General features: G+C 63.7%; 22 protein-coding genes and 1 pseudogene. 9 read left to right on the top strand and 14 right to left on the bottom strand.

Features of this window, described 5'->3' with window-relative positions; genetic code table 11:
- Nucleotides 1–210: 210 nt before the first annotated feature.
- From IE075_RS06460 to IE075_RS06450, 3 genes are all read right to left on the bottom strand, one after another.
- A complete protein-coding gene (locus IE075_RS06460; RefSeq protein WP_189454387.1) occupies nucleotides 211–795 on the bottom strand; it encodes an HAAS signaling domain-containing protein in 585 nt (194 codons plus the stop codon).
- Nucleotides 792–1,127, bottom strand: a complete 336-nt coding sequence (locus IE075_RS06455; RefSeq protein WP_189454385.1) for a PadR family transcriptional regulator — start codon at nucleotides 1,125–1,127, stop codon at nucleotides 792–794. The genes IE075_RS06460 and IE075_RS06455 overlap by 4 nt, the downstream gene beginning before the upstream one ends.
- A gap of 286 nt (nucleotides 1,128–1,413) precedes the next feature.
- On the bottom strand, nucleotides 1,414–4,299 hold the full coding sequence (locus IE075_RS06450) for an ATP-binding protein (RefSeq protein ID WP_189454383.1): 2,886 nt from the start codon (nucleotides 4,297–4,299) through the stop codon (nucleotides 1,414–1,416).
- A gap of 430 nt (nucleotides 4,300–4,729) precedes the next feature.
- On the opposite strand from IE075_RS06450, the gene IE075_RS06445 reads away from it, so the two are divergent.
- Entirely contained in the window at nucleotides 4,730–7,654 is a 2,925-nt protein-coding gene (locus IE075_RS06445) for a hybrid sensor histidine kinase/response regulator (protein ID WP_189454381.1), read from the top strand.
- Nucleotides 7,655–8,047: 393 nt separating this feature from the next.
- On the opposite strand, the gene IE075_RS06440 is transcribed toward IE075_RS06445, so the two are convergent.
- The 8 genes from IE075_RS06440 to IE075_RS06405 form a co-directional block, all read right to left on the bottom strand.
- Complete coding sequence (locus IE075_RS06440) at nucleotides 8,048–8,896, bottom strand: YsnF/AvaK domain-containing protein (protein WP_189454379.1); 849 nt, start codon at nucleotides 8,894–8,896, stop codon at nucleotides 8,048–8,050.
- 280 nt (nucleotides 8,897–9,176) lie between these two features.
- The gene (locus tag IE075_RS06435) at nucleotides 9,177–9,458 is read right to left on the bottom strand and encodes a WGxxGxxG family protein (RefSeq protein ID WP_189454377.1); all 282 of its coding nucleotides are present in this window, start codon (nucleotides 9,456–9,458) and stop codon (nucleotides 9,177–9,179) included.
- Nucleotides 9,459–9,595: 137 nt separating this feature from the next.
- A complete protein-coding gene (locus IE075_RS06430; RefSeq protein WP_189454866.1) occupies nucleotides 9,596–9,979 on the bottom strand; it encodes a DUF2382 domain-containing protein in 384 nt (127 codons plus the stop codon).
- Nucleotides 9,980–10,314: 335 nt separating this feature from the next.
- Nucleotides 10,315–10,923 (bottom strand): tyrosine-type recombinase/integrase, encoded by a 609-nt coding sequence (locus IE075_RS06425; protein WP_189454374.1) that lies wholly within the window; start codon nucleotides 10,921–10,923, stop codon nucleotides 10,315–10,317.
- A 46-nt stretch (nucleotides 10,924–10,969) separates the two neighbouring features.
- Nucleotides 10,970–11,395 (bottom strand): helix-turn-helix domain-containing protein, encoded by a 426-nt coding sequence (locus IE075_RS06420; protein WP_189454372.1) that lies wholly within the window; start codon nucleotides 11,393–11,395, stop codon nucleotides 10,970–10,972.
- A 129-nt stretch (nucleotides 11,396–11,524) separates the two neighbouring features.
- Nucleotides 11,525–11,905, bottom strand: a complete 381-nt coding sequence (locus tag IE075_RS06415) for a nuclear transport factor 2 family protein (RefSeq protein WP_268244913.1) — start codon at nucleotides 11,903–11,905, stop codon at nucleotides 11,525–11,527.
- Complete coding sequence (locus IE075_RS06410; RefSeq protein WP_189454371.1) at nucleotides 11,902–12,105, bottom strand: tautomerase family protein; 204 nt, start codon at nucleotides 12,103–12,105, stop codon at nucleotides 11,902–11,904. The genes IE075_RS06415 and IE075_RS06410 overlap by 4 nt, the downstream gene beginning before the upstream one ends.
- Before the next feature lie 3 nt (nucleotides 12,106–12,108).
- Nucleotides 12,109–12,672: a flavodoxin family protein gene (locus IE075_RS06405; RefSeq protein WP_189454862.1), complete on the bottom strand. Its 564-nt coding sequence runs from the start codon at nucleotides 12,670–12,672 to the stop codon at nucleotides 12,109–12,111.
- A 100-nt stretch (nucleotides 12,673–12,772) separates the two neighbouring features.
- Between IE075_RS06405 and IE075_RS06400 the strand changes: the two genes are divergently transcribed.
- The 4 genes from IE075_RS06400 to IE075_RS06385 all read left to right on the top strand — a co-directional run bounded on the left by IE075_RS06400 (nucleotide 12,773) and on the right by IE075_RS06385 (nucleotide 15,654).
- Nucleotides 12,773–13,702, top strand: a complete 930-nt coding sequence (locus IE075_RS06400; RefSeq protein ID WP_189454369.1) for a LysR family transcriptional regulator — start codon at nucleotides 12,773–12,775, stop codon at nucleotides 13,700–13,702.
- A gap of 438 nt (nucleotides 13,703–14,140) precedes the next feature.
- Nucleotides 14,141–14,335, top strand: coding sequence for a helix-turn-helix transcriptional regulator (locus IE075_RS06395; protein ID WP_189454367.1), 195 nt, complete (start codon nucleotides 14,141–14,143; stop codon nucleotides 14,333–14,335).
- A gap of 39 nt (nucleotides 14,336–14,374) precedes the next feature.
- Nucleotides 14,375–14,776 (top strand): hypothetical protein, encoded by a 402-nt coding sequence (locus tag IE075_RS06390; protein WP_189454365.1) that lies wholly within the window; start codon nucleotides 14,375–14,377, stop codon nucleotides 14,774–14,776.
- Nucleotides 14,777–15,135: 359 nt separating this feature from the next.
- Entirely contained in the window at nucleotides 15,136–15,654 is a 519-nt protein-coding gene (locus IE075_RS06385) for a helix-turn-helix domain-containing protein (protein ID WP_189454363.1), read from the top strand.
- On the opposite strand, the gene IE075_RS06380 is transcribed toward IE075_RS06385, so the two are convergent.
- A complete protein-coding gene (locus tag IE075_RS06380; RefSeq protein ID WP_229792343.1) occupies nucleotides 15,630–15,971 on the bottom strand; it encodes a DUF2834 domain-containing protein in 342 nt (113 codons plus the stop codon). The two genes, IE075_RS06385 and IE075_RS06380, sit on opposite strands and share 25 nt — an antisense overlap.
- Before the next feature lie 126 nt (nucleotides 15,972–16,097).
- On the opposite strand from IE075_RS06380, the gene IE075_RS06375 reads away from it, so the two are divergent.
- Entirely contained in the window at nucleotides 16,098–16,256 is a 159-nt protein-coding gene (locus IE075_RS06375) for a hypothetical protein (protein WP_189454361.1), read from the top strand.
- A gap of 132 nt (nucleotides 16,257–16,388) precedes the next feature.
- Entirely contained in the window at nucleotides 16,389–16,553 is a 165-nt protein-coding gene (locus IE075_RS06370) for a hypothetical protein (protein WP_189454359.1), read from the top strand.
- Between the two features lie 84 nt (nucleotides 16,554–16,637).
- On the opposite strand, the gene IE075_RS06365 is transcribed toward IE075_RS06370, so the two are convergent.
- Entirely contained in the window at nucleotides 16,638–17,945 is a 1,308-nt protein-coding gene (locus IE075_RS06365; RefSeq protein ID WP_189454358.1) for a DUF3616 domain-containing protein, read from the bottom strand.
- Nucleotides 17,946–18,014: 69 nt separating this feature from the next.
- A complete protein-coding gene (locus IE075_RS06360) occupies nucleotides 18,015–19,016 on the bottom strand; it encodes an integron integrase (protein WP_189454356.1) in 1,002 nt (333 codons plus the stop codon).
- Between the two features lie 182 nt (nucleotides 19,017–19,198).
- Between IE075_RS06360 and IE075_RS16060 the strand changes: the two are divergent.
- A pseudogene (locus tag IE075_RS16060) lies at nucleotides 19,199–19,285 on the top strand (hypothetical protein); the annotation flags it as partial.
- Nucleotides 19,286–19,296: 11 nt separating this feature from the next.
- A complete protein-coding gene (locus IE075_RS06355) occupies nucleotides 19,297–19,758 on the top strand; it encodes a hypothetical protein (protein ID WP_229792342.1) in 462 nt (153 codons plus the stop codon).
- Nucleotides 19,759–19,814 lie beyond the last annotated feature (56 nt).

Here is a 19,814-nt window from a genome sequence, read left to right as displayed (position 1 = left end):
CAGGCGAACCTGGTCATCGCCGCAGTACGCACAATCGCAAACTGAGTTTCCGTCACACGTTCGACGACCGCTCGCGGGGCTCGTCCTCTGTTTGCGTGGGGCGCTCATTTCGGCCTGCAGCACCAACGAGGCATTCCTGCTACCGGCCAGAAGCGGACCAGAACGCGCTTCCACGATGTGGCGCCCAGAGGGGTAGGCGAAGCGGTGAATTCATGCTCGCCGTCTCGACGATGACGGCTGCACGGCGAGTGCTTTCAGTGCGCGAATGAGTGTCAGTCGGCCGGCGACCCAACAGATCGCAACGACGACGGCGGCGAAAGGGTAGATCGCGGCACCGAGCAACTCGCGCGCGTCGGCCGGATCATCGAGCTGTCCAAGCAGCAGCATCCGGTTTGAAGCCCACAGCCCCCAGTGAGTCGGGTCAATAAAGTGCATCAGTGCGGTCAGCAAGACGCCAGCGCCTAGCAGCCCAAGCAGGAGAACGCCTACGAACGCGCCAAAAGCGATGGCGCTTCGATGCGTTCTCTGGCCCACGGCCGCCATCAAACCGGTCGCCGTCCCTTCTCCGAGCGCTCTGGCGAGCTCGTAGTCGTCGAGAAAGCCACGAGCGTAGTCCTCAGGCGAGCCCATCGCTCGGAGCGCATCGGCATCCTCTACGCCGCTGGCTCCCCGCTCTTCCAGATGCGATCGGGCCTCGCGGACGATGTCCGCGCGTTCGGTGTTGGGTAGCGAGCTGAGCGCCCATTCGAGACGCCGTAGCCAGCCGTCCAGGTTGTCTCGGTCCTTTGTGCTCATTGATTTGCCTTTCTCGTAACAAACGCGTGCAGGGCGCTGCTGGTTCGCAGCCAGTCGTCCAGCGCACTGCGCAGCTCGGCACGGCCCGCCGCTGTCAGGCTGTAGTACTTGCGAGGGCGATCCTGGCCCCCGTCGAGCCGCCATTCCGCGCTGACTGAGCCAGCGCGCTCGAGCCGATGCAGCAACGGGTAGATGCTGCCTTCGGCGACATTCAAGCCAGCCTCCTGCCGTACCCGGTCGAGAATGCCTACCCCGTATTGGGCGCCGTCGTCGAGCGTGCTGAGCACCGCGAGTTCTGCCAAGCCCTTGAGGATCTGAGGTTGACTGCTCATTTGTCTTGCTACGCACGTGACCTTGCAATGCAAGGTATAAGCGCGGCGATTGCTTTGCAAGCGTGAATTCTTTCTTGCGAGCCCAGAATGCGAGGTCAGCTTTGGGTCGGAAGCAGCCATCCGCGCGAGGGGCGCTTCCGACCCGAAGCAGACATTCATTAGCTCGACCCGGCCCCGTACAACACTGGCACTCGCACGAAATACATCGCTTGAGAGCATCAGCTTGTGCTCGCGGCGCTCGCCATCGCAAACACGCCAGCCAAGCCAGGCGGCGTCAACGGGTGCCTCAGCGCGGCCTGACGGCAGCAAGCAACCCCGCGAGCGCAATCGGGTCAAGCGGTTTCACGAGATGGTGGTTAAACCCTGCTGCTGCACTGCTTTGTCGATCCAACTCCTGCCCGTACCCCGTCACGGCAATCAGCAGCGTGTCCGCCGTCTTCGGATTGGAACGCAGCTGCCTCGCTAGTTCGTTCCCGTCCATGTCCGGCAGGCCGATATCGAGCAGGCAAACATCAGGCCGCTCCGCAAACGCGCGCGCAAGCCCCTCTCGGGAGCTGTGCTCGGTCGTCACCGCGTGGCCCGACGCCTCCAGAAACATTGCCAGCATGCTGGCAGCATCCTCGTTGTCGTCGACGATCAGGATGCGCAGGGATTGATCCGACTGCGCTCCGCGCGACGCTTCATCCCCGGGTGGCACCACGGACCTGCCGCTGAGCCGCGGCAGGCAGACCGTGAACTTGCTGCCCGTGTCGGCACCGCGGCTCTTGGCTGACACCCGTCCGTCGTGGAGCTCGACCAGGCTTTTGACGAGCGCCAATCCGATTCCAAGGCCGCCGAGGGTCCGGTCTGAAGTCCGCTCGGCCTGGGCGAACAGCGCAAACGCGCGCTCGGCCATCTCGGGGGACATTCCGATTCCGCTGTCCTCGACCGTCACCGAGATGTATTTGTCCTCGATGTCCATCGCGATGGCAATGCGGCCGCCCTCGGGGGTGAACTTGGCCGCGTTGTTGAGCAGGTTGATCAGCACCTGCACGAGTCGCTTGTGGTCGCCCGCTACGTAGGCCGATTCAGGGGGCAGGCCCACACTCAAATGGTGGCGCCTGGCCTCGACGAGTGGACGCACCTGTTCGACCGCATCCGATACGACGCGCTTGAGGTCCACATCGGCCTTCTCGAGCACCACCTGACCGCGCGTGACGCGCGATACGTCCAGCAGGTCGTCGACCAGGCTGGTCAGGTGAATGACCTGTCGCGAGATGATGGCGCTGGCCTTCTTGACCCGTTCTTCGTCCGCAGGGGTTTTCGACAGCAGGTCCGCAGCCGCGCGGATAGGGGCCAATGGATTGCGGAGTTCATGCGCGAGCATGGCCAGGAACTCGTCCTTACGCCGGGCCGCGAGGGCGATCTCTTCCTCCATCCGCTTGCGTGCCGTGATGTTGCGAAAGAAAACAGCCAGCTGGCCGTCAGCGAGTCTGTAGGGCCTGATTTCAATCCACTGCTGCCGGCCTGACGGCGGCGTATACGGGTACTCGAGCGTCTGACTCTCACCTGTGGCCCGCACCTGTTCGTACACGGGCAGTAGCGATGTGCCAGCAGTTTCCGGCAGCGCGTCCCACAGGAACCGGCCGAGCAGTTCGGAGCGCGGCCGCTCCGTCATGGCTGCGCCGACTTCGTTGATTGCCGCAAACCTCCATTCGTTGTCGATCAGCGTAAAGCCCTCGCCCATCGTGTCGAAGATGGACTGGCTGAAGTCGCGCTGATCACGCAGTTCCGCCTGTGCGCCGGCAGTTTCGGCGGCCAGCCAGATCTGCTGTGCAACCGCCTGAGCGACGAGAAGCTCGGTGTCGTGCCAGCGATGTGGCTCAGACCTGTGTATCGCAACGACCAGGCGCAATTCGCCCGCGTGGCTCACAGGCACCACGATCTCCGAGTGCACCCCGAGCGCCTCGAACGCCGCGGCGTTCGCCGCCGTCCTAGGGTCGAGTCGCACGTTGTTGTTTGCGACCACCCTCCCTGCCCGGAGGTCGACAAACATATCCGGCCCGAAGTCCGACAGGGCCAGCGTCACGCCGGTGAGGTCTTCGAAGCCTTCTGCTGTCCAGCTGTGTCGGATGAACAGGCTGTTGCCGCTCTGGACCTGCCCGTAGATCACGCGGCTCGCACCGAGGTGCCTGGCCAGCATGGCAGTTGCGGTACTGATGATCTCTGCGGGTGAGCGCAATACACGTACGGCCTCGACGACCTCCAGCTGGAACGCCAGGCCGGCCGCCGTGGCAAGCGCAAGGGCTTCAGCATTTTTGCGTTCGGTGATGTCGAGTGCGATGCCCGCAAACTGCGCGCCGGGCTTTCCCGGGTCATCGGTCATCCCGCCCTTTACCGCTACCCAGACGTCTTGCCCGTCGTTCTGCGGAATACGGTATTCGACGTCATACGGCTCGCCCCTTTCGAGCGAGTTGCTGATCGCCGCAACGACATGGTCGCGGTCCTCGTCGTGGATCATGTTCGTGAACCGTTCCACCTCGTTGTCGCCGCGCGCTTGGGCAGCATCAAGCTGGAAGAGGCGTGCAAACCGTTCGTCGATCGTCACGATGTTGGTGACCGGGTCGACGGCCCAGGTGCCGATGGAACGCGAAGCATCCAGGGCACCTTGCAGGCGCCGTTCGCTCTCCTTGACGCGCATGGTCGCCGCGACTTTTTCGGTCGTCTCGGTGCCGACGAACAGGATTCCCTTCGCCGGGCCGACCCCCGTGTTGATCGGGCTATAGGAGAACGTGAAAAACCCTTGGTCCGGGCGTCCCGGGCGGTCGATCAAAAACGGCCGGTCTTCGAAGAACGACGATTCACCTGCGAGCGCCTTGTGCGCGATCGGTCCCACCTGATCCCAGGCTTCCGGCCACAGATCGGCCAGCCGGGCGCCCTGCTCGCGAAACGGTCGCGTGCCAAGGATCTCCACGTACGGGTCGTTGTAGAAGACGTGGAAGTCCTCTCCCCAGGCGATGAATGATGGAAAACCCGAGTTCATGACCATGCCAAGCGCGGTCCGGAACTCGACTGGCCAGCCATCCGGGTCGCCGATCGGGTGCGACGACCAGTCGTGCCCGGCGATGGCGCGGCCGGCTTGGCCAGCAGTAGCCAGAAACTCGAGCGAGGGATGCGTATGCGAACGTGCCAAGGAAACTCCCTTCGTCCGAGCCAAATGGATCGACGCTGAAAGCGGCTACCCATGTTTCATAGGTCGAGCACTGATGTGCTTGCGAAGGAACAGTTTATGTCCAGGCCAGCATGGGCTTGATCACGGCTCTGTTCACCGGCGCCTTGGCCCGCCTTTGACATAACGCTGCTTGACGCAACCGTGAGGGTCCCCGTTTGGTCGGAAGCGGGCTTCCCGCAAACGGCCGGTTCACCCGCAACCCAAAGCGGACGCCGAGGTCGGTCGGATCGTTGATGACCGCTGTCACCCGTGCCGCTCGGCGTTCCATCAGCCTTCGCCAATAAATACCGGTCACAAGGCCAGTGCTACGGTGCACAGCCAGCCAGCAGGCGCCGCATTCCACGAATGTTCGCCGCCGTGAACGATCCGCTTGAGGTCGAAGCTCATCCGTATGCCGCACCCAGTCGATTTCGCCGCCCATTTCCAGACCGCGCCGTACCCGTTCCTGCTGATCGGAACCGATCTGGTCCTGCTCGACGCAAACCGGGCTTATCTGCAGGCCACGGGGCGCCACGCGGACGAGATCGTGGGCAGACACATCTTTGATGCGTTCCCGCCCAACCCGTCCGATCCGGACTCGACGAACCTGCGCGAGGTCAAGCGCGCGATCGAACTCGCCATTTCGACGCGCGAGCCGGTGACCAGCCCGTTGTTCCGGTACTCGGTTCCGCGCGAAACGGCGGACGGCACCGTGTTCGACGACCGTTACTGGAGCGTGGTGCATACGCCGGTCCTCGACGACGAGGGCAATGTGGCCTTCGTGTCGCAAAGCCCCATGGACGTGACCGACCTGTACCGGGTCGACCCCGATTCGCGGCTGTTCTTCCTCAAGCCGGGCGCGAACGCAGTGCCCGACATCAGTGACGCGAACCGCCCGCAAATGCATGCGGCAATGGCCCGCATCCTCAAAATAGAGCGCAACCAGCTGCAGCTCCTGTTCGACCAGGCGCCCGGCTTCATCGCGGTGCTGACCGGACGGGACCACGTCTTTGAGATGCTCAACCAGGCCTATTACCAGCTGGTCGGCCATCGCGACCTCATCGGCAAGCGAGTGCTCGACGCGCTGCCGGAGGCGCGTGATCAGGGATTCAAGGAGGTCTTGGACCAAGTGTTCGAGACGGGCGAGCCGATCGTATCGAAAGGCCAGCGGGTGCTCGTCCAGCGCGAGAGTGACGGACCGCTGGCCGAACTCTATGTCGATCTGCTCTACCAACCGATCCTCGGCACGGATGGGCAGGTCAGTGGCATCTTTGTGCAGGGCGTCGACATTACATCGGGCCACCTCGCGACCCGGGCGCTTGAACAGCGCGTCCAGGAGCTCGCGGCGGTGCGTGCCAGCCAAGCGTTCCAGCTCGAGCTGTCCGACCACATCCGCGCGTTGACTTCGCCCGACGCGATCATCGATGCCGCCAGCGAGTTGCTTGGCAAACGCCTGAAGGCATCGCGCGTGTTGTATTCCTTGGTAGACCCAGACGGCGCCGCGGTCTTCGTGCAACGCAGCTGGACCGCGCCCGGCATCGACGACATCGCTGGTAGGGCGTTCGTCCTCGACGATTTCGGGGCCGAGCTTGCGCGTGAGCTTCGCGAAGGCCGTGTCGTCACGAATGGTGACGTCAGGCTCGACCCTCGGACGGCAGCCAGCGCGCAGGCCTACGCGCACGAGGGCGTAGGCGCCGAACTGCTGGTGCCGTTTCGCAGCGGGGGTACTTTGAGCGCGTTGCTCGTCGCCCACAGCGACGTCCCCCGCGCTTGGGCAGCCGATGAAATCGAGGCGATGGAAGAAGTGGCCCAGCGCACCTGGCTCGCAGTCGAAGCGGCTCGCGCCCAGGATGAGCTGCGCGCCCAGCGCGACCTCAGCCAGTCCGTATTTGACAACATGGCCGAGGGCTTCGAGCTGCTCCGCAGCGACTGGACGATCGAGTACATCAATGAGGTTGGCCTGGAGCTCGCGCAGCGCACCGCGGAGGAGATGATCGGGCGCAACCAATGGGAGGCCGTTCCGGAGGCGGCGAATTCAGCCGTGGAGGCCATGTATCGGCAAGCCTTCGCCAGCGGCGAGCCGGGCACGCTCGAGTACTTCTATCGAGCGGACTCGGGGGTCGAACGTTGGATCGAACTGCGTGCCTATCCGATCCCGGGCGACCGCCTGGCGATCTTTTTCCGCGATATCAGCGCGCGCAAGCGTGCCGAGCAGGAGACCCGCGATGCGGACCGCCGCAAGGACGAGTTCCTGGCGATGCTCGCGCACGAGCTGCGCAACCCGCTCGCGCCGATCCGCGCTGCAGCAGACCTGTTGTCGTTGCCCAGCTCCGACCTGGCGCGCGTGAGGTCGACCAGCGCCATCATCTCGCGGCAGGTGGGGCACCTGACGAGCTTGGTTGACGACCTGCTCGACGTCTCACGGGTGACGCGCGGCCTCGTGCTGCTCGAGACGGAACTCGTAGATATGAAGCGCGTGGTCAGCGAGGCGGTGGAGCAGGCGCGTCCGCTGGTGGAGGCGCGGGGCCATTCGCTCACCGTCCATTTGCCACCGGATGCGGCCAACGTGCGGGGCGATCGCAAGCGACTCGTGCAGGTGCTGAGCAATCTGCTCAACAACGCGGCGAAATACACGCCCGAGGGCGGCCGCGTTCGCGTAGCAATGGAGGTTGAATCGGCGCACGTGTCGGTGACGGTGAGCGACAACGGTATCGGCATGTCGGCCGACATGACCTCGCACGCATTCAAACTGTTCGCCCAGGCCGAGCGCACATCAGACCGCACCCAGGGCGGTCTCGGCATCGGCCTGGCGCTGGTCCGGAGCCTGGTCGAACTGCACGATGGAACGGTATCGGCGAAGAGTGCTGGTGCCGACAAAGGCAGCGAATTCACGATCTGTCTACCGCGCATCGCCACCACGAAGGACGCGCCGCCGGTGGTGCGATCGACTCTCCCAAAGGCGGCCGTCACCCCCCTGCGTGTACTCGTCGTCGACGACAACGAGGACGCGGCGGACATGCTTGCAATGTTCCTCGAGGCTCTTGGCCACGCGACGTTCGTGGAGTACGGTTCACGGCAGGGGCTGGCCCGCGCCCTGGCTGAGCAACCCGATGCCTGCCTGCTCGACATCGGCCTGCCGGACATGGATGGAAACGCGCTTGCACGGCAACTGCGAGCGGATTCGCGTACAGCAGACACGGTGCTGATCGCCGTCACTGGCTACGGGCAGGAGTTCGATCGGGCCAGCACGTGCGATGCCGGATTCGACCACCATTTGGTCAAGCCTCTCGACCCGTCCGTCCTTGCAGGGCTTCTCGCGGCGGGAAGACGCGCCTGATAACCCAGTAGAGCGAACGCGCGGGTGTCGAGCGCCGGCGCCGCACAGCGTCGCCTCCGGTTTGCGCTGCCCGCGGGTAGCGGACCTACTGGTCGTGCCGGCATGGCACCTGCAGCACCACGTCCTTGGGCGGCGCCAGTCAAGATCAGACCGCGCGTTGGGGTGCCTAGGTTTTTGACGTCCGCTTCTGGCCGGAAGCGGACCGGGACGCGTGGAGCAAGGGCCATCAGCCCCGGGTCATACCGCTAATCGAGGCTGCGAGCGTCGCCGCAGGTCCGGCTGGCTGCCAGCGCATCGCTCAGCCCATCGGATTTGGCACGAAAGACCCCGCCACGGAGGCGGGGCCTTATTTTCGTTGTGCGTTATCTGCTGAGCCCGCAGCAGGCGGATCGGTCAGCGCACGCCCGGACGGGGCCCATCGCCGGGCTTGCTCCGCATGCGCTCGGCATTCGATGCGTCGAGGTGCTCGACGTCGACATCAGTTCTGCGAATCGTGTCGTTGATCGTCTCTGTATGCTCGACGGCCTTTTTGCCAATGCTGATTTCTTCAACAACGCGGGCCTGCTTGTCGATCACGGCTTCCTCGTGGGTCTCGCGGACCTCGATGGTCTTGTCGCCTGCGTCGAAGCCCTGCAGGTCCGCCGCCGTCGCAAGGCGATCGACCGGACGACGCTCGATCACGGCCTGCTCGTCACGAAGCGTGATCTGCTCGCTCACCGGGGTCTCGACAATATGGCGCCGGACGCGCACACCGCCGGCCTGAACTTGGCGCTTGCCGACGCGCAGCTCTTCCTGCACCACCTTCAGCGTCTCTCGGTCCTTGGCGATCTCATCCGCCGTGAAATCGCGCGCGCCAGCCTTGTAACCGTCGTAGCCGGAGGAGCGCCACGCGTGAACTCGCTCGTCCAGGTCCACCGACCCGGCATTCTCGAGGATGCGTTCGACTTCAGCCGCTTTGTCCTCGTGCTCAAGATGCACAGTCACGACGCTGGAGCCGCGTCGCACAGCCTCGGCGTAGTGTCCGCTCAGTTCGTGGGCATCGTTATCGTGGTCGCCGCCACCGAACAGTTTCGAAAAAAAGCCGTGATGCTCATCAGAACGGCCGCTGGACGACGCGTCGAGGCCAGACCCGTGGTGATGCGCGCGGATGCGCTCCTGTTCAATACCGAGCTTCCGGATCTGCTGCACTGCGTCTTCCGCAACAGCGCGATCATCAAAAATGCCGATCAGGTTGACTGCCATCTGTGCTCTCCTTCAATCGAAGGGCGCAGGAATAGCAATGCAAAAGTGACGGGACTATCGATGAGCTAGGTTGGCCATTCAGTTCGCGGCGCCTTGGCTTCGTGCAAGGTGACGGCCAAGCGCCGCTCGTTGGGCCTCGCGCTTGCACTTTCTCGCGCTTGCACTTTATTGGAACGTTCGCTGGCCCTGGGTCGCGTAGATATGCACGCCTGTGAAAAAAACGCAGCGATTTGCACCGCTGCGTATGTTCGACTTGTGCTCGGGGTGCGACGCGCTGACGTTAGCGACGAGCTCCGGGCGCATTGTCGTTGTGGACGACGCGCGTCTCATCCTTATTCTTGCGAAGCAGGCCCAACAGGCCCAGCAAACCAAGCAGTCCCCACGGGAAGTCGTTGTCCTCTTCGACCTCGACGGCCTCGTAACTGCGGTCCTGCGCGTCTGCGGCGACAGGCGCGGCCGTATCAGCAGTCGGCTCGGCTGTCTGGGCAGCCACCGGCATCGAGAATGCGCCGGCCAGCAGGGCGGCAGTGGCGGCGGCGGTCAGCGATTTACGTACCTTCATACGGTGCTCCGAGTTGCTTGCGAGGGATTCGCGTGCCGAACCTAGGCAGGGGAGTGTCGTGGCCGCGTTACCAGCCGCGAGCATTTATTCACGGGATGGCCCGCGTCCCAGTCTCGTCGGGATAGCGGGCCGGCCGCTCAATCCGCAGGCGGCGCGTCGCCGTTTTCAGGCGGGATCCGCTCAAATGAGACGGACTCGCGGCGTAATGTCACTTCGCCCGTGGCACGTGCCTGCGTCGTCCGGCGAGTGACATGCAGCTCTTCAACCAGCACCCATTGCCGAACGAGCCGCTCCTCGTGCACGGGAATAATCAGCGTGTCGCCGTCTTCGCGCGTGGGGACGGGCTCATCAACGACGCGGTCTACAGGCACGCGGCGCACGGCGACGGCGTCGCGATGCAGCGACAGCTCGATCGGCTCGAGGTGTTCCTCGACGTGCTTACGAATCCGCACCCCACCACTGTCGACGGTGCGGGTGTGGATGTGCAGGCTTTCTTCGACAATGGGGATGGGCTTATCCATGGGCACTCCGAGGGTCGCGGGGGTGATCGGGCCACCGGTCCGGCGGCGTCAATCGACGGTCACACCGTGCAGTGCGGCAGGTGAGCGCGCTATGCATGAGGCAGAGCTTCACGCCGGGACCGGTTGCGCGTGGCGGTGAAACGCAGGCCCGGCACCAGGATCGAACAACGCGCTGGCTTGCCCTCCGTCGGGGCACTGCACTCCCGCCCATCGTTCTTGAGCTCCCGCCTGACGGGCGGGGCAGCGGTGATCCGTGTGGCCGATGTCCACTCCTGGCCAGAAGCAACCGCGACGTCCAAGCGCCGGCGGCTGCTGCGTATGTCCCGCAATGACGGCTAGGCTTCCGTCTGCTCTGCCATCTCCAGCGCGTCCTCGACCTCGATCCCGAGGTACCTCACCGTGCTCTCGAGCTTGGTATGCCCCAGCAGGATCTGGACGGCGCGTAGGTTCTTGGTGCGTCGGTAGATCAGCGAGGCCCTGGTCCGGCGCATGCTGTGTGTCCCGTACGCGTGGCGGTCCAGCCCGATGGCGGTAACCCACCCTGAGACAATCCGCGCGTACTGCCGGGTCGAGAGGTGGCCCTCCCGGCCCGAGCGCCCTGGGAACAGGTGGGAGCCAGACGTTAGCTGAGCTTGGCGCGCCCATTCGGCAATGGACGCTCTCGTTAGGTCCGTCAGCTCGAACTGCACGGGCCTGCCGGTCTTCCGCTGCAGCACGATTGCGCGCTTGGCGATTGCCGTACCGTGGGACACGTCCCTGAGCCGCAGGCTGACGAGGTCACAGCCCCGCAGCTTGGAATCAATGGCCAGATTGAACAGCGCCAGATCACGGGCACTCTCACTTAGCTGCAGGCGGACCCGGATGGACCAAATTTCGCTCAGGCGCAACGGCGCCTTCTGACCGACGAGCTTGCCCTTGTTCCACGGTATGTGCTTTGTACGCATCCAAGCCTCCTAAGTGGAGGCTTCACCGTGACTGAGCCTGGGCCGGTCAGGTTATGGTTTCGAGACGGCGGGCAGCTTCGCGCTTGCCGAGCCCACGGATCGAGGCAAGCGCAGCTTGTTGGCTGCTACGTGGCACAGCCTTGCCAGTCTCCCAGTTATAGACCGACTGACCGCTAGCGCCGACAAGGCGACCAAAGTCTGACGCCGAGAGTCCGAGGCGCGAACGCAGCGCCTTTGCCCCGCTAGCCGCGAAGCGTGTCTTGCGCGGCTTGGATTCAACGTCCGGTTTCGGCTTCGCGGGGCGACCACCGGCCTTCAAATCTCGCTGCAGCAGTGAGATTTGCTGCTTCAGCTCCGCAATCTCACGGCGATACGAAGCGCTTGCCTTGCGAAGTGGATCGACAGCACCTTTGACTTCCTTTCGCGCCAGGCGGGTGATCTCGCTTTTGAGGACAGAGCTTAAACTGGGCATTGACGGTACCAAGTGATCGATCCCGTCAGTCTAGCGACTGTGCTTGTGGCGCTTCCACACGGGGGTGCGCTCTTGGCCAGAAACGGCATCAGGTGGCCGGTCGTATGGGTAGCTGTGGGCCCCGTCCCGTCAATCTCGGATCTCGTAGTGGAAGACCTTAGCGACGATCTGCCATCGGTCATCTACCTTGACTAGCGTCAGCACATCGAGGAAGTGCTTGGGCGGGATGGAGCACATGGCTTTGACCAGGGCCGTTACGGGTCCAACGAAGTCGATGGCAACGATCGCATCCGTCCTGAGGGCGCCCGTGCTCGCCGGGGAGGCGCGGGCATTCACGATCGGGAAGTATTCGGCCATGTCGTAGTGCAGGAGCTCACCGCCACTTGCGGTGAAGTAATGCGCCTGTGGATGGAAGGCCCGCTCCAGTCGCGAGACATCGCTGAAGAACAGGCCGTCGAAATAGTCCTGCATGACTAGTTCGACAGCGCGCGTTTCTTCGAGTCGGCTCACCTGCCGCGCTTCCTGAATTCGGGCACCGCGAGTCCGGCAACGCCCCAGTTGTCCGGGTCTACTTCGTCGATGACGACGTGGGTGGTCATGGGATCCTTGCCGAGCACGTCCACCACCAGGTTGGTCGCACCTGCGATCAGTTTGGCCTTTTGCTCACGTGTCACGCCTTCGCGCGTGATCCGGATATGGATGTAGGGCATGGCTCAGGCTTCCTTGGCGAACAGGGCGGTGACCTCGCGCACGCGCGCGCCGAAAGCGAGTGCCGTGGCGAGGTCGCCCTTCGGCACCTCGTCCACGCCGGCATCGGCCGGGGTCGCGGCCATGAGCCCGGAAAACGAGGCCAGGAAGTTCAGGTCGTCGCGCGTTGACCCCTTCGTGTTGCTCGGCATCAGTCCCGTACCGAGCCAGATCATTCCGTGCTGCTGGGATACGGTGAACAGCGCTTGTAGCGTGCCGTGCTTGTCACCGTTGATACCCGCACTGTTGGTAAAGCCGGCCGCGAGCTTGTTCCGCCACCCCTGCCGGGCCCATACGGCAGAGCTCGCGTCCAGGAACTTCTTGAACTGCCAGCTGACGTTGCCCATGTACGTTGGCGATCCGAACACGATCACCTTGGCCTGCGAGAGCTTCTCCCATTCGTTGGATGGCAGTTCGCCGGCCTCGTCGATCCGGAGCAGGGCGGCCTGGCTCCCCTCGGCGATGGCCTCTGCAACCCTTTGGGTGTGGCCGAAACCACTGTGGAACACGACGCATATCTCGGGATTCATGATGACGCTCCGCAGGTAATGACCGAAGCGCAAGGCTATTGACGCCAGCAGGATTGAAAAAGGCATCATGCGTACCTTCAGATGTTCCATTAGGTAACAAATGAGCCGTCACTTCGGGGATGTCGGGTTGGGCAGCATCGAACTCTTCTGCCTGGCAGCGGAGCACGAGAGCTTCACGACCGCGGCCGTGCATGCAGGGCTGACCCCTGCCGCGGTCAGCCGAACCATCGCGCGCATGGAGGAGCGGCTGAAGGTCCGCCTGTTCGTGAGGAGTACCCGGAGGATCCGGATGACGGACAGTGGGCGTGCGTACTACGCGCAGTGCAGGCAGGCACTCGACCAATTGGTCGATGCCGAACGCGAGCTCACGGGTGCGCAGGTCGAACCCGCAGGGACGCTCCGGATTAGCATTCCGACCCCGCTGGGTCACCACCGCATCCTCCCTCTGCTCCCGCGATTCCGCGAACGCTTTCATCGGGTCGGGTTGGAGATCCACCTGAGCAACAGGAACGTCGACTTGGTCGCCGAGGGTCTCGACCTCGCAGTGCGCGCCCGGGTCCAGCCGGACTCGGGGCTCATCGCCCGCAAGCTGCTCGACGCCGAGCTGGTGGTGGTGGGCACCCCAACCTATCTGGAGGCGCACGGTCGACCGGCCACACCGCAGGATTTGTCACGGCACCAGTGCATCCAGTTCGTCCTGCCCAGCAGTGGTCAGCACGTTCCATGGATGTTCCGCGACAGCGGGCGCGACTTTGAGCTGGTCACGCCGGGCGCCTTGACCTGCTCGGAGGATCTTCTGGGGATCTCCACTTTGGCGCTGCACGGCGGCGGCCTCGCACAGACCTATCGCTTCATCGTTGAGCGGGAGTTAGCGGATGGACGTCTGATCGAAGTTTTGAAGGAATACGGCGGACGCTCCCGGCCATTCTCGTTGGTGTACCCGGCCACGCGGCACATGCCGCTGCACCTGCGAGCATTCATTGATTTCCTGATTGAGGAGATCACCTCTTCAGGCCCTCCCCGGTTATAGGCGGGTACTGGCTCGGCTGTACATCTGACGTACTGAGCGGACCGCTGCAGGCTTTACAGACTGTCGTGGCCGCATAGTGCGCTCCCGCTCCGATGGATCATGAGCATCGGTCCGGGTTGATCGCTGCGCTGTTACTGACCATGTCCGCTTCCGACCCGATAGCGGACACGGCTGTCTGCTTTGGTCCGCCTAGCGAACGCTGTCACCACATCGATCTTGGCGGATTAGCCACAACAACCCGTGCGGCGGAGCGGCATCTGCGTCGCACCCTGCCCGTGGAAACCGGCCTTCGCAGTTGACCCGGCAGCAGCCAGAAGTGTCACGTTTCCAGTCTGCATGGCGGGGACTGACCGTGATCCAGCCGGCGCCCGCTCGCGCCATCATCAGCACCTGTAAAGTTTGCTTTACAGCCTGTAAAGCATGCTTTACATTCCGCCTATGCAGAACCGACTCCGCGAACTTCGCGCTCAGCGCAACTGGTCCCAAGGCGACCTGGCTCAACGGCTCGAGGTGTCGCGGCAGACCGTCAATGCCATCGAGACGTCGAAGTACGACCCCAGCCTTCCGCTCGCCTTCCGAATCGCCCGCCTGTTCGAGTGTTCGATCGAAGAAATCTTTGACTGCGCTGACTAAGCCGCGCTGCCTTTCTGCCCACCCCTGGAGGATCTACCAATGAACCTGTTGCACACGTTCTCAGTCGGAAAGTGGCCCGCGACGGGCAAGCTGGTTGCAGTCGCCGCAGTCACCGTCGCCGCTGCGATACACCTGCTTAATACGGGCTACGAGGACTGGTCATCAGGAGCCGACACGGCGTACGTGCTAGCGCTTCTTGTCCTGTTCTTCTCGAAGGACAAGGTCGAGGACGAGCGCGCGCTGGATCTGAAGCTGCGCGCGCTCGCCACTGCGGCATTCGGAGGATGGCTCATGGCCAGTCTCCATCGGCTGGGGTTCTACTTCCTGCAGCGACCAGAAGCGCCAAGCACGTTGTCGGCGTTCGACGTGTTGTTCCTGATTCTGCTAATCGCGCATATTCAGTACCACGCTCAGCGCCATCTGGATGGAACTGACAGGTAAAGCCCCTGATCGGGCCGTCGCGCAGCGACAGGAGTGGATCGATGCCGCCTACCACATCAATGCTTGATTTCGTCGAGCCGCCCCGTAAGTTGCGGTCATGGTGCGAGGGGGGTGTGGTCGTCGCCAGCGGAGCCGACCTTTCGGCGTCTGCGTTTCCCGCGATGTTGGCGTCCATGCTCACTGTGCGTGTTCGCGGCTCCATCTGTGACGACCAAGGCCAGTCGTTTCCGAGAGGTACGCTGCATGGCTTGGCAACGCGGCCGCGAACATTTCAGCATCTGGGCGCCGTCTCGGCGGTTGGCCTGGTCCTGACTCCCGAAGCAGGGCCCAGCCTGTACGGCGGCCCTGCCGGGAATCTCGTGAACTCCGTGCTGGGCGCGTGCGACGTGTTCGGCAATAAGTGGCGGGACGTTGAAACCAGCCTGGTGGCGTCGACCAGCGCCAAGGCGGCGGTTGAGACCATGTTCTCGTTTATTGCCGAAGTGGCTCGCGACCCGATGATCGCGGCGCGACGCGACCACCTGGCTAGGCTGGCTGAGATGGCGTTGGCAAGACCGGAGCGCGTCTCGACGGAGAGAGCTTTGAGCACGCGGCAGTTCGAACGCCGTTTCTCTTCGGCGTTCGGTATCAGCCCGCATCGCTTTCGCATGATCCATCGGTTGCGGCTGTCGCTTGCCGACCTGGTGGCCGAGAAGGCCGTGAATGTCGAGTTGGCGAACCAGCACGGCTTCTACGACCAAGCGCACCTCGGTCGGGACATGAGGCGGTGGGTCGGTCGGACCCCCGGGGAGATCAGGCGTCTGCCCGATGACCCGAGCGACCCGCACTGGCCGATCAGAGTCGGCGCCCGCGCTCAGCGCTTACCAAGCAGGCGGTGAGCCGCGTACAGCGGAAGTGCAAACGACAGTCCGATGCAGAAACACCCGATCACATACGCCCAGCGCAGGCGGCCAAGTGCAGCGTCTCGCGCGACGATCAGGCTGAAGGCCGTCGCAGCGATATACACGTCCCATGTGATGGCAGTAGTCAGCGCATTTGCCCCTACGTCCCGGAAGAACACGTTGGGGGCAACGCTGCCACCGTTTAGGAAGTAAGTGACATTGAAAAACCAGGGCACGACGAGGCCGACCGCAGCCAGCAACCACAGCAGTGCACGCGAGGTGCGGTCCTTCAGAAACGTCTGTTCACCGGTCACGATCTTGTCTCCAAATGGGGCAGAGACCGTAGGGCGCGAGGGTAGACAGCGGATAGGAAAAAAACGACAACGTTTCTCAACGAGTCGAGGTCAATCATGAGGAAGATAGATCCACGATCTGCGGCTATGGGTCGAATCGCCGGTTGCATCGCATTCTTCGGTAGCTACTGGCTCTGCAAAGACAAGACGCCATTGCTGCCGGCACAGGCGCTTTGGGGCTGCACATTGCTTTTCGGCGCGGCGGTCGCGTGGGGGTTGATGTACCTGCTCGCGCGCAGAAGCTGATGCGGGCGCCTGGCTGGTCTCGCTTGCTTGCTCATCGGACGTCGTGCCGGGCCTGGGGTAGCGGCGCACCTCGGGGTCCCGATGTGTTCTGGCGCGTAGTTCGATGTCCGCTCCTGGCCGGAAGCAGACACGGTGAACTGGACGATTCCCGAGCAGTCGACGACCGTCCATCCAGCTCGATGGCGATGCGCACGCCTGCTATTTCTGGTACTGGCGGCGGTGATGGTCGTGATCCGCAAGGTGGACTGTTACCAGTTGGCGAATGCGCGGCCGATGGCGCCCTGGCCGCAGGTGTAACGCGTCAGCGGTGCAGTGCGAAAAGGGCCCGGCCAGGTGACCGGGCGTTGCGGTGTTCCGGCAATCGCAGGTGCCCTGCGACTATCACGGCATCCGATACAGGTCGGCGCGCAATGCACGGGGATCCTTGCGCCGTGCAGGTGCAGGCGAGTCGCACACCACCATCAGCAGCTGCGTGCTCCCATCGGTATGCGTAACGATGCCTTCGGCGTGATCGGCGCCATCCACGATCGGCAGACACATGACCCGATGGATCCGGTCGCGCGCGAGGTGGTGGCCGCGCGCGGGCATGGCATCGAGTGCATAGATCGCCTGCGGCCCGCTAAGGCCCATCGACGCGCCGCCAAGAATCAGCAGGCGCCCGTCGACGTACAGCAGATCGCGCACACCCAGGCCGTCAAGCAGCATTGGATGCAAGAGGTAGTCGAGGCCTTCAGTCACTTCAGCGAGCTTCAGGCCTCCGCGCCCGCCGTCGGCGATGCGCAGTTCGACCAGCATGGCGACCTTCGAGATCACCGGGCCGCGCAGCCCGAGGAACACGCGGTCGCCGACAACGGCAAGGCCTTCGATATCGAACCCGTTCTCCTTGGCCGGCACGCGCATGAAGGGCGCCAACAACGGATCCTTGCCCAGCCTGCGGCGGATCGCATTGCTTCCGTCCTTGCGGATGTGCAGCGCAGCCGCACGTCGCTGGCCATCGCGCTTGACCGGCTCGAACATGCCCGGGGTGCGCTCGACCAGCGGCATGCGGCCAAGAAAGCAACGATTACGATCGGTCTTGATCTCCGGCAGGCGGCTCAGGTCGTCGCCATCGCGCAACTTCGAGCGTTTGAGGCTGTGGCTGCCGACGATCCACAGCCAGCCGTCATCGATGGCGAGGCCTTCGATGTCCATCTCTCCCTCGTCGCCGTCTGGCAAGTCGAACACGTCGGCCAGCGGCAGGCAGCGATGCGCGCCGTACCGCTGGGCCTTGCCATCCCATGCAAGTGATTCGATTGCAGAGCCTTCGTCGGTCGCGCAGAACAGCGTGTCTCCAATGCGCGCCAGCGCGGAGACGTCGTCGCCGATCGGCTTCTCGTCGGTCCCTGGATCATGGTCGTTGAAATCCAGGTCGACCTGCCCGGCCACCTTTTCCGATGCAGTCGCGCGGATGACCGACGCCGGGGCCTTCGCCGCCTCGGCGGGAAGCGTGGAAGCGACTTGGGGACGCGTTACCGGACGTGCGGGCATCGGGATGTCCAGTTGTGGGCAATGCGCGCAATGTAGCCGACGCCGCCGGAGCAAATGCGATTGATGGAGGGGAGAGCGCAGCGCAATCGCAATGATAGGCCCGGGGAAGGGCGTCTGGTCCGCCCCGGTGCCCCGGCTGCGTGTACCGGTCCCTTTGATCACGAGTTCTGGTCCACACTGACCAGATCGCTGTTATTGACGAGTTCCGCTATCGGCCAGAAGCGGACGTGACTATGGGAGGTCCAGTGGGCTGACAACGCCGTTGGCACCCCGGCCCAGCACATGGGTGTAGATCTGGGTGGTGGCCACGTCCTTGTGCCCCAGCAACTCCTGCACGGTCCGGATGTCATGCCCGCTCTCCAGCAGATGCGTGGCGAAAGAATGCCGGAGCGTGTGGCAGCTGGCTGGCTTCACGATCCCGGCCTTGAGCCGAGCGGCCTTCACTGCCCGCTGGATCACGGCCTCGTCGACGTGGTGCCGGCGCAGGTCGCCGGTGCGGGGGTCGGCGGACAGTCGGCCCGAGGGAAACAAGTACTGCCAGCCTGGCTCCTTTGGCGCCATCGGGTACTTTCGCGCCAACGCGTGCGGCAGCCAGACTCGCCCAAAGCCGTCGAGGACGTCTCGGCCGTGGAGCAGCCGCGTCCGCTGAATGCGGTCTCTCAGCGGCTCCACCAGCTTTGCCGGCAGTGGCACGCGCCGGTCCTTTCCGCCCTTACCGTGCCGGACGAGGATCTCGCGCCGGTCGAAGTCCACGTCCTTGACCCGCAGGCGCACGCACTCCATCAGCCTGAGCCCGGCGCCGTACATCGATGCCCCCATAACCCAGTGGGGCCCTTCGAGTGCGGCAAGCAGGCGTCCGACTTCGTCGCGTGAGAGCACTGTCGGGATCTTGCCGGGGCGCTTGGCCCGCACGACGCCGTCGAGCCACGGCAGGTCAATGCCCAGCACCTGCCGGTAGAGAAACAACAGGGCCGAGAGCGCCTGGTTCTGGGTGTTCGCCGCCACGTCCTGCTCGGTTGCCAGCCCTGTGAGAAAGGTAGTGACCTCCTCGGCACCCATATCTCGAGGATGGCGCTTGCCCATGGCCACGACGAACCGCCGCGTCCACCCGACGTAAGCACGCTCTGTCCGCAGGCTGTAGTGCCGGACGCGACATGCAGCCCTGACCTGATCGAGCAGCCGCGGCTGCTGCGCAGGCGGCCTTACCGCCTCGGAAACGGGGTGGTAATCCATTACCGCCTCACATGTGGGGTGTATGCCGCTAGCCTGCGCGACCCAGCCGGCCGTCAACAGCGGGCAAGTGCTTGTCAGGTCGTAGGATTCTTCCGATTGACCACCCAGCCCAGCCGCGTCAGCATCCGGATACACCCCGCTTATGGGGTCCACTTGGTGTTAGGCAACAATCGGAGATCGATATGACCTTGTCTACAAAGCGGAAGCAGACCACGCGCATCGGGTGCGCATGTGGGCAGACACGCCTGGAATTGGAGGGAGATCCGATTCTCGTGTCGGAATGCCTGTGCAACAGCTGCCGCGCTGCCGCGGCTCGGCTCGGCTCGCGGCGCTACCGGGCGCGAAGAACATTCTCACCTCCTATGGCGCAACGGCTTGCGCTGAATATCGCAAAGACCGCGTCCAGTTCGTGTCTGGGACCGAGCATCTGAAGGAGTTCCGGCTGTCCGACGATGCGGGTTCGCGCCGTGGCATCGCATCCTGTTGCAACACGCCGATCTTTCTGGAGCTGAAGGGCGCTCACTGGCTGAGCATCTATCTTCACCTCTGGCCCGGCCGCACGCGGCCCGCCGTGGAGATCAGAACCATGGTCGGTGATCTGGCCGATTCTTCACGTTTGCCCAGTGGCATCCCTAATGTGAAAACCCACACGATGTCCTTCTACATGAAGCTTTTGGGGGCATGGATAAGAATGGGATTCAGAAATCCGAAAATCGCCACCGCCGGAAGGATCACTGCCTAACCATAAGACCCTGGAGAGAATCCGCGCACGTGCGGCAGCTCAATCCAGAGGCGGTA

The organism is Cognatilysobacter bugurensis, assembly GCF_014652095.1.
Taxonomy (GTDB): domain Bacteria; phylum Pseudomonadota; class Gammaproteobacteria; order Xanthomonadales; family Xanthomonadaceae; genus Cognatilysobacter; species Cognatilysobacter bugurensis.
This window is presented reverse-complemented; position numbering and strand designations above follow the sequence as displayed.

Coding starts and splice junctions, on each gene's coding strand:
- IE075_RS06460 (WP_189454387.1), bottom strand. CDS start 795: ATGAGCACAAAGGACCGAGACAACCTGGACGGCTGGCTACGGCGTCTC.
- IE075_RS06455 (WP_189454385.1), bottom strand. CDS start 1,127: ATGAGCAGTCAACCTCAGATCCTCAAGGGCTTGGCAGAACTCGCGGTG.
- IE075_RS06445 (WP_189454381.1), top strand. CDS start 4,730: ATGCCGCACCCAGTCGATTTCGCCGCCCATTTCCAGACCGCGCCGTAC.
- IE075_RS06440 (WP_189454379.1), bottom strand. CDS start 8,896: ATGGCAGTCAACCTGATCGGCATTTTTGATGATCGCGCTGTTGCGGAA.
- IE075_RS06435 (WP_189454377.1), bottom strand. CDS start 9,458: ATGAAGGTACGTAAATCGCTGACCGCCGCCGCCACTGCCGCCCTGCTG.
- IE075_RS06430 (WP_189454866.1), bottom strand. CDS start 9,979: ATGGATAAGCCCATCCCCATTGTCGAAGAAAGCCTGCACATCCACACC.
- IE075_RS06425 (WP_189454374.1), bottom strand. CDS start 10,923: ATGCGTACAAAGCACATACCGTGGAACAAGGGCAAGCTCGTCGGTCAG.
- IE075_RS06420 (WP_189454372.1), bottom strand. CDS start 11,395: ATGCCCAGTTTAAGCTCTGTCCTCAAAAGCGAGATCACCCGCCTGGCG.
- IE075_RS06410 (WP_189454371.1), bottom strand. CDS start 12,105: ATGCCCTACATCCATATCCGGATCACGCGCGAAGGCGTGACACGTGAG.
- IE075_RS06405 (WP_189454862.1), bottom strand. CDS start 12,672: ATGAATCCCGAGATATGCGTCGTGTTCCACAGTGGTTTCGGCCACACC.
- IE075_RS06400 (WP_189454369.1), top strand. CDS start 12,773: ATGAGCCGTCACTTCGGGGATGTCGGGTTGGGCAGCATCGAACTCTTC.
- IE075_RS06395 (WP_189454367.1), top strand. CDS start 14,141: ATGCAGAACCGACTCCGCGAACTTCGCGCTCAGCGCAACTGGTCCCAA.
- IE075_RS06390 (WP_189454365.1), top strand. CDS start 14,375: ATGAACCTGTTGCACACGTTCTCAGTCGGAAAGTGGCCCGCGACGGGC.
- IE075_RS06375 (WP_189454361.1), top strand. CDS start 16,098: ATGGGTCGAATCGCCGGTTGCATCGCATTCTTCGGTAGCTACTGGCTC.
- IE075_RS06360 (WP_189454356.1), bottom strand. CDS start 19,016: ATGGATTACCACCCCGTTTCCGAGGCGGTAAGGCCGCCTGCGCAGCAG.
- IE075_RS06355 (WP_229792342.1), top strand. CDS start 19,297: ATGCCTGTGCAACAGCTGCCGCGCTGCCGCGGCTCGGCTCGGCTCGCG.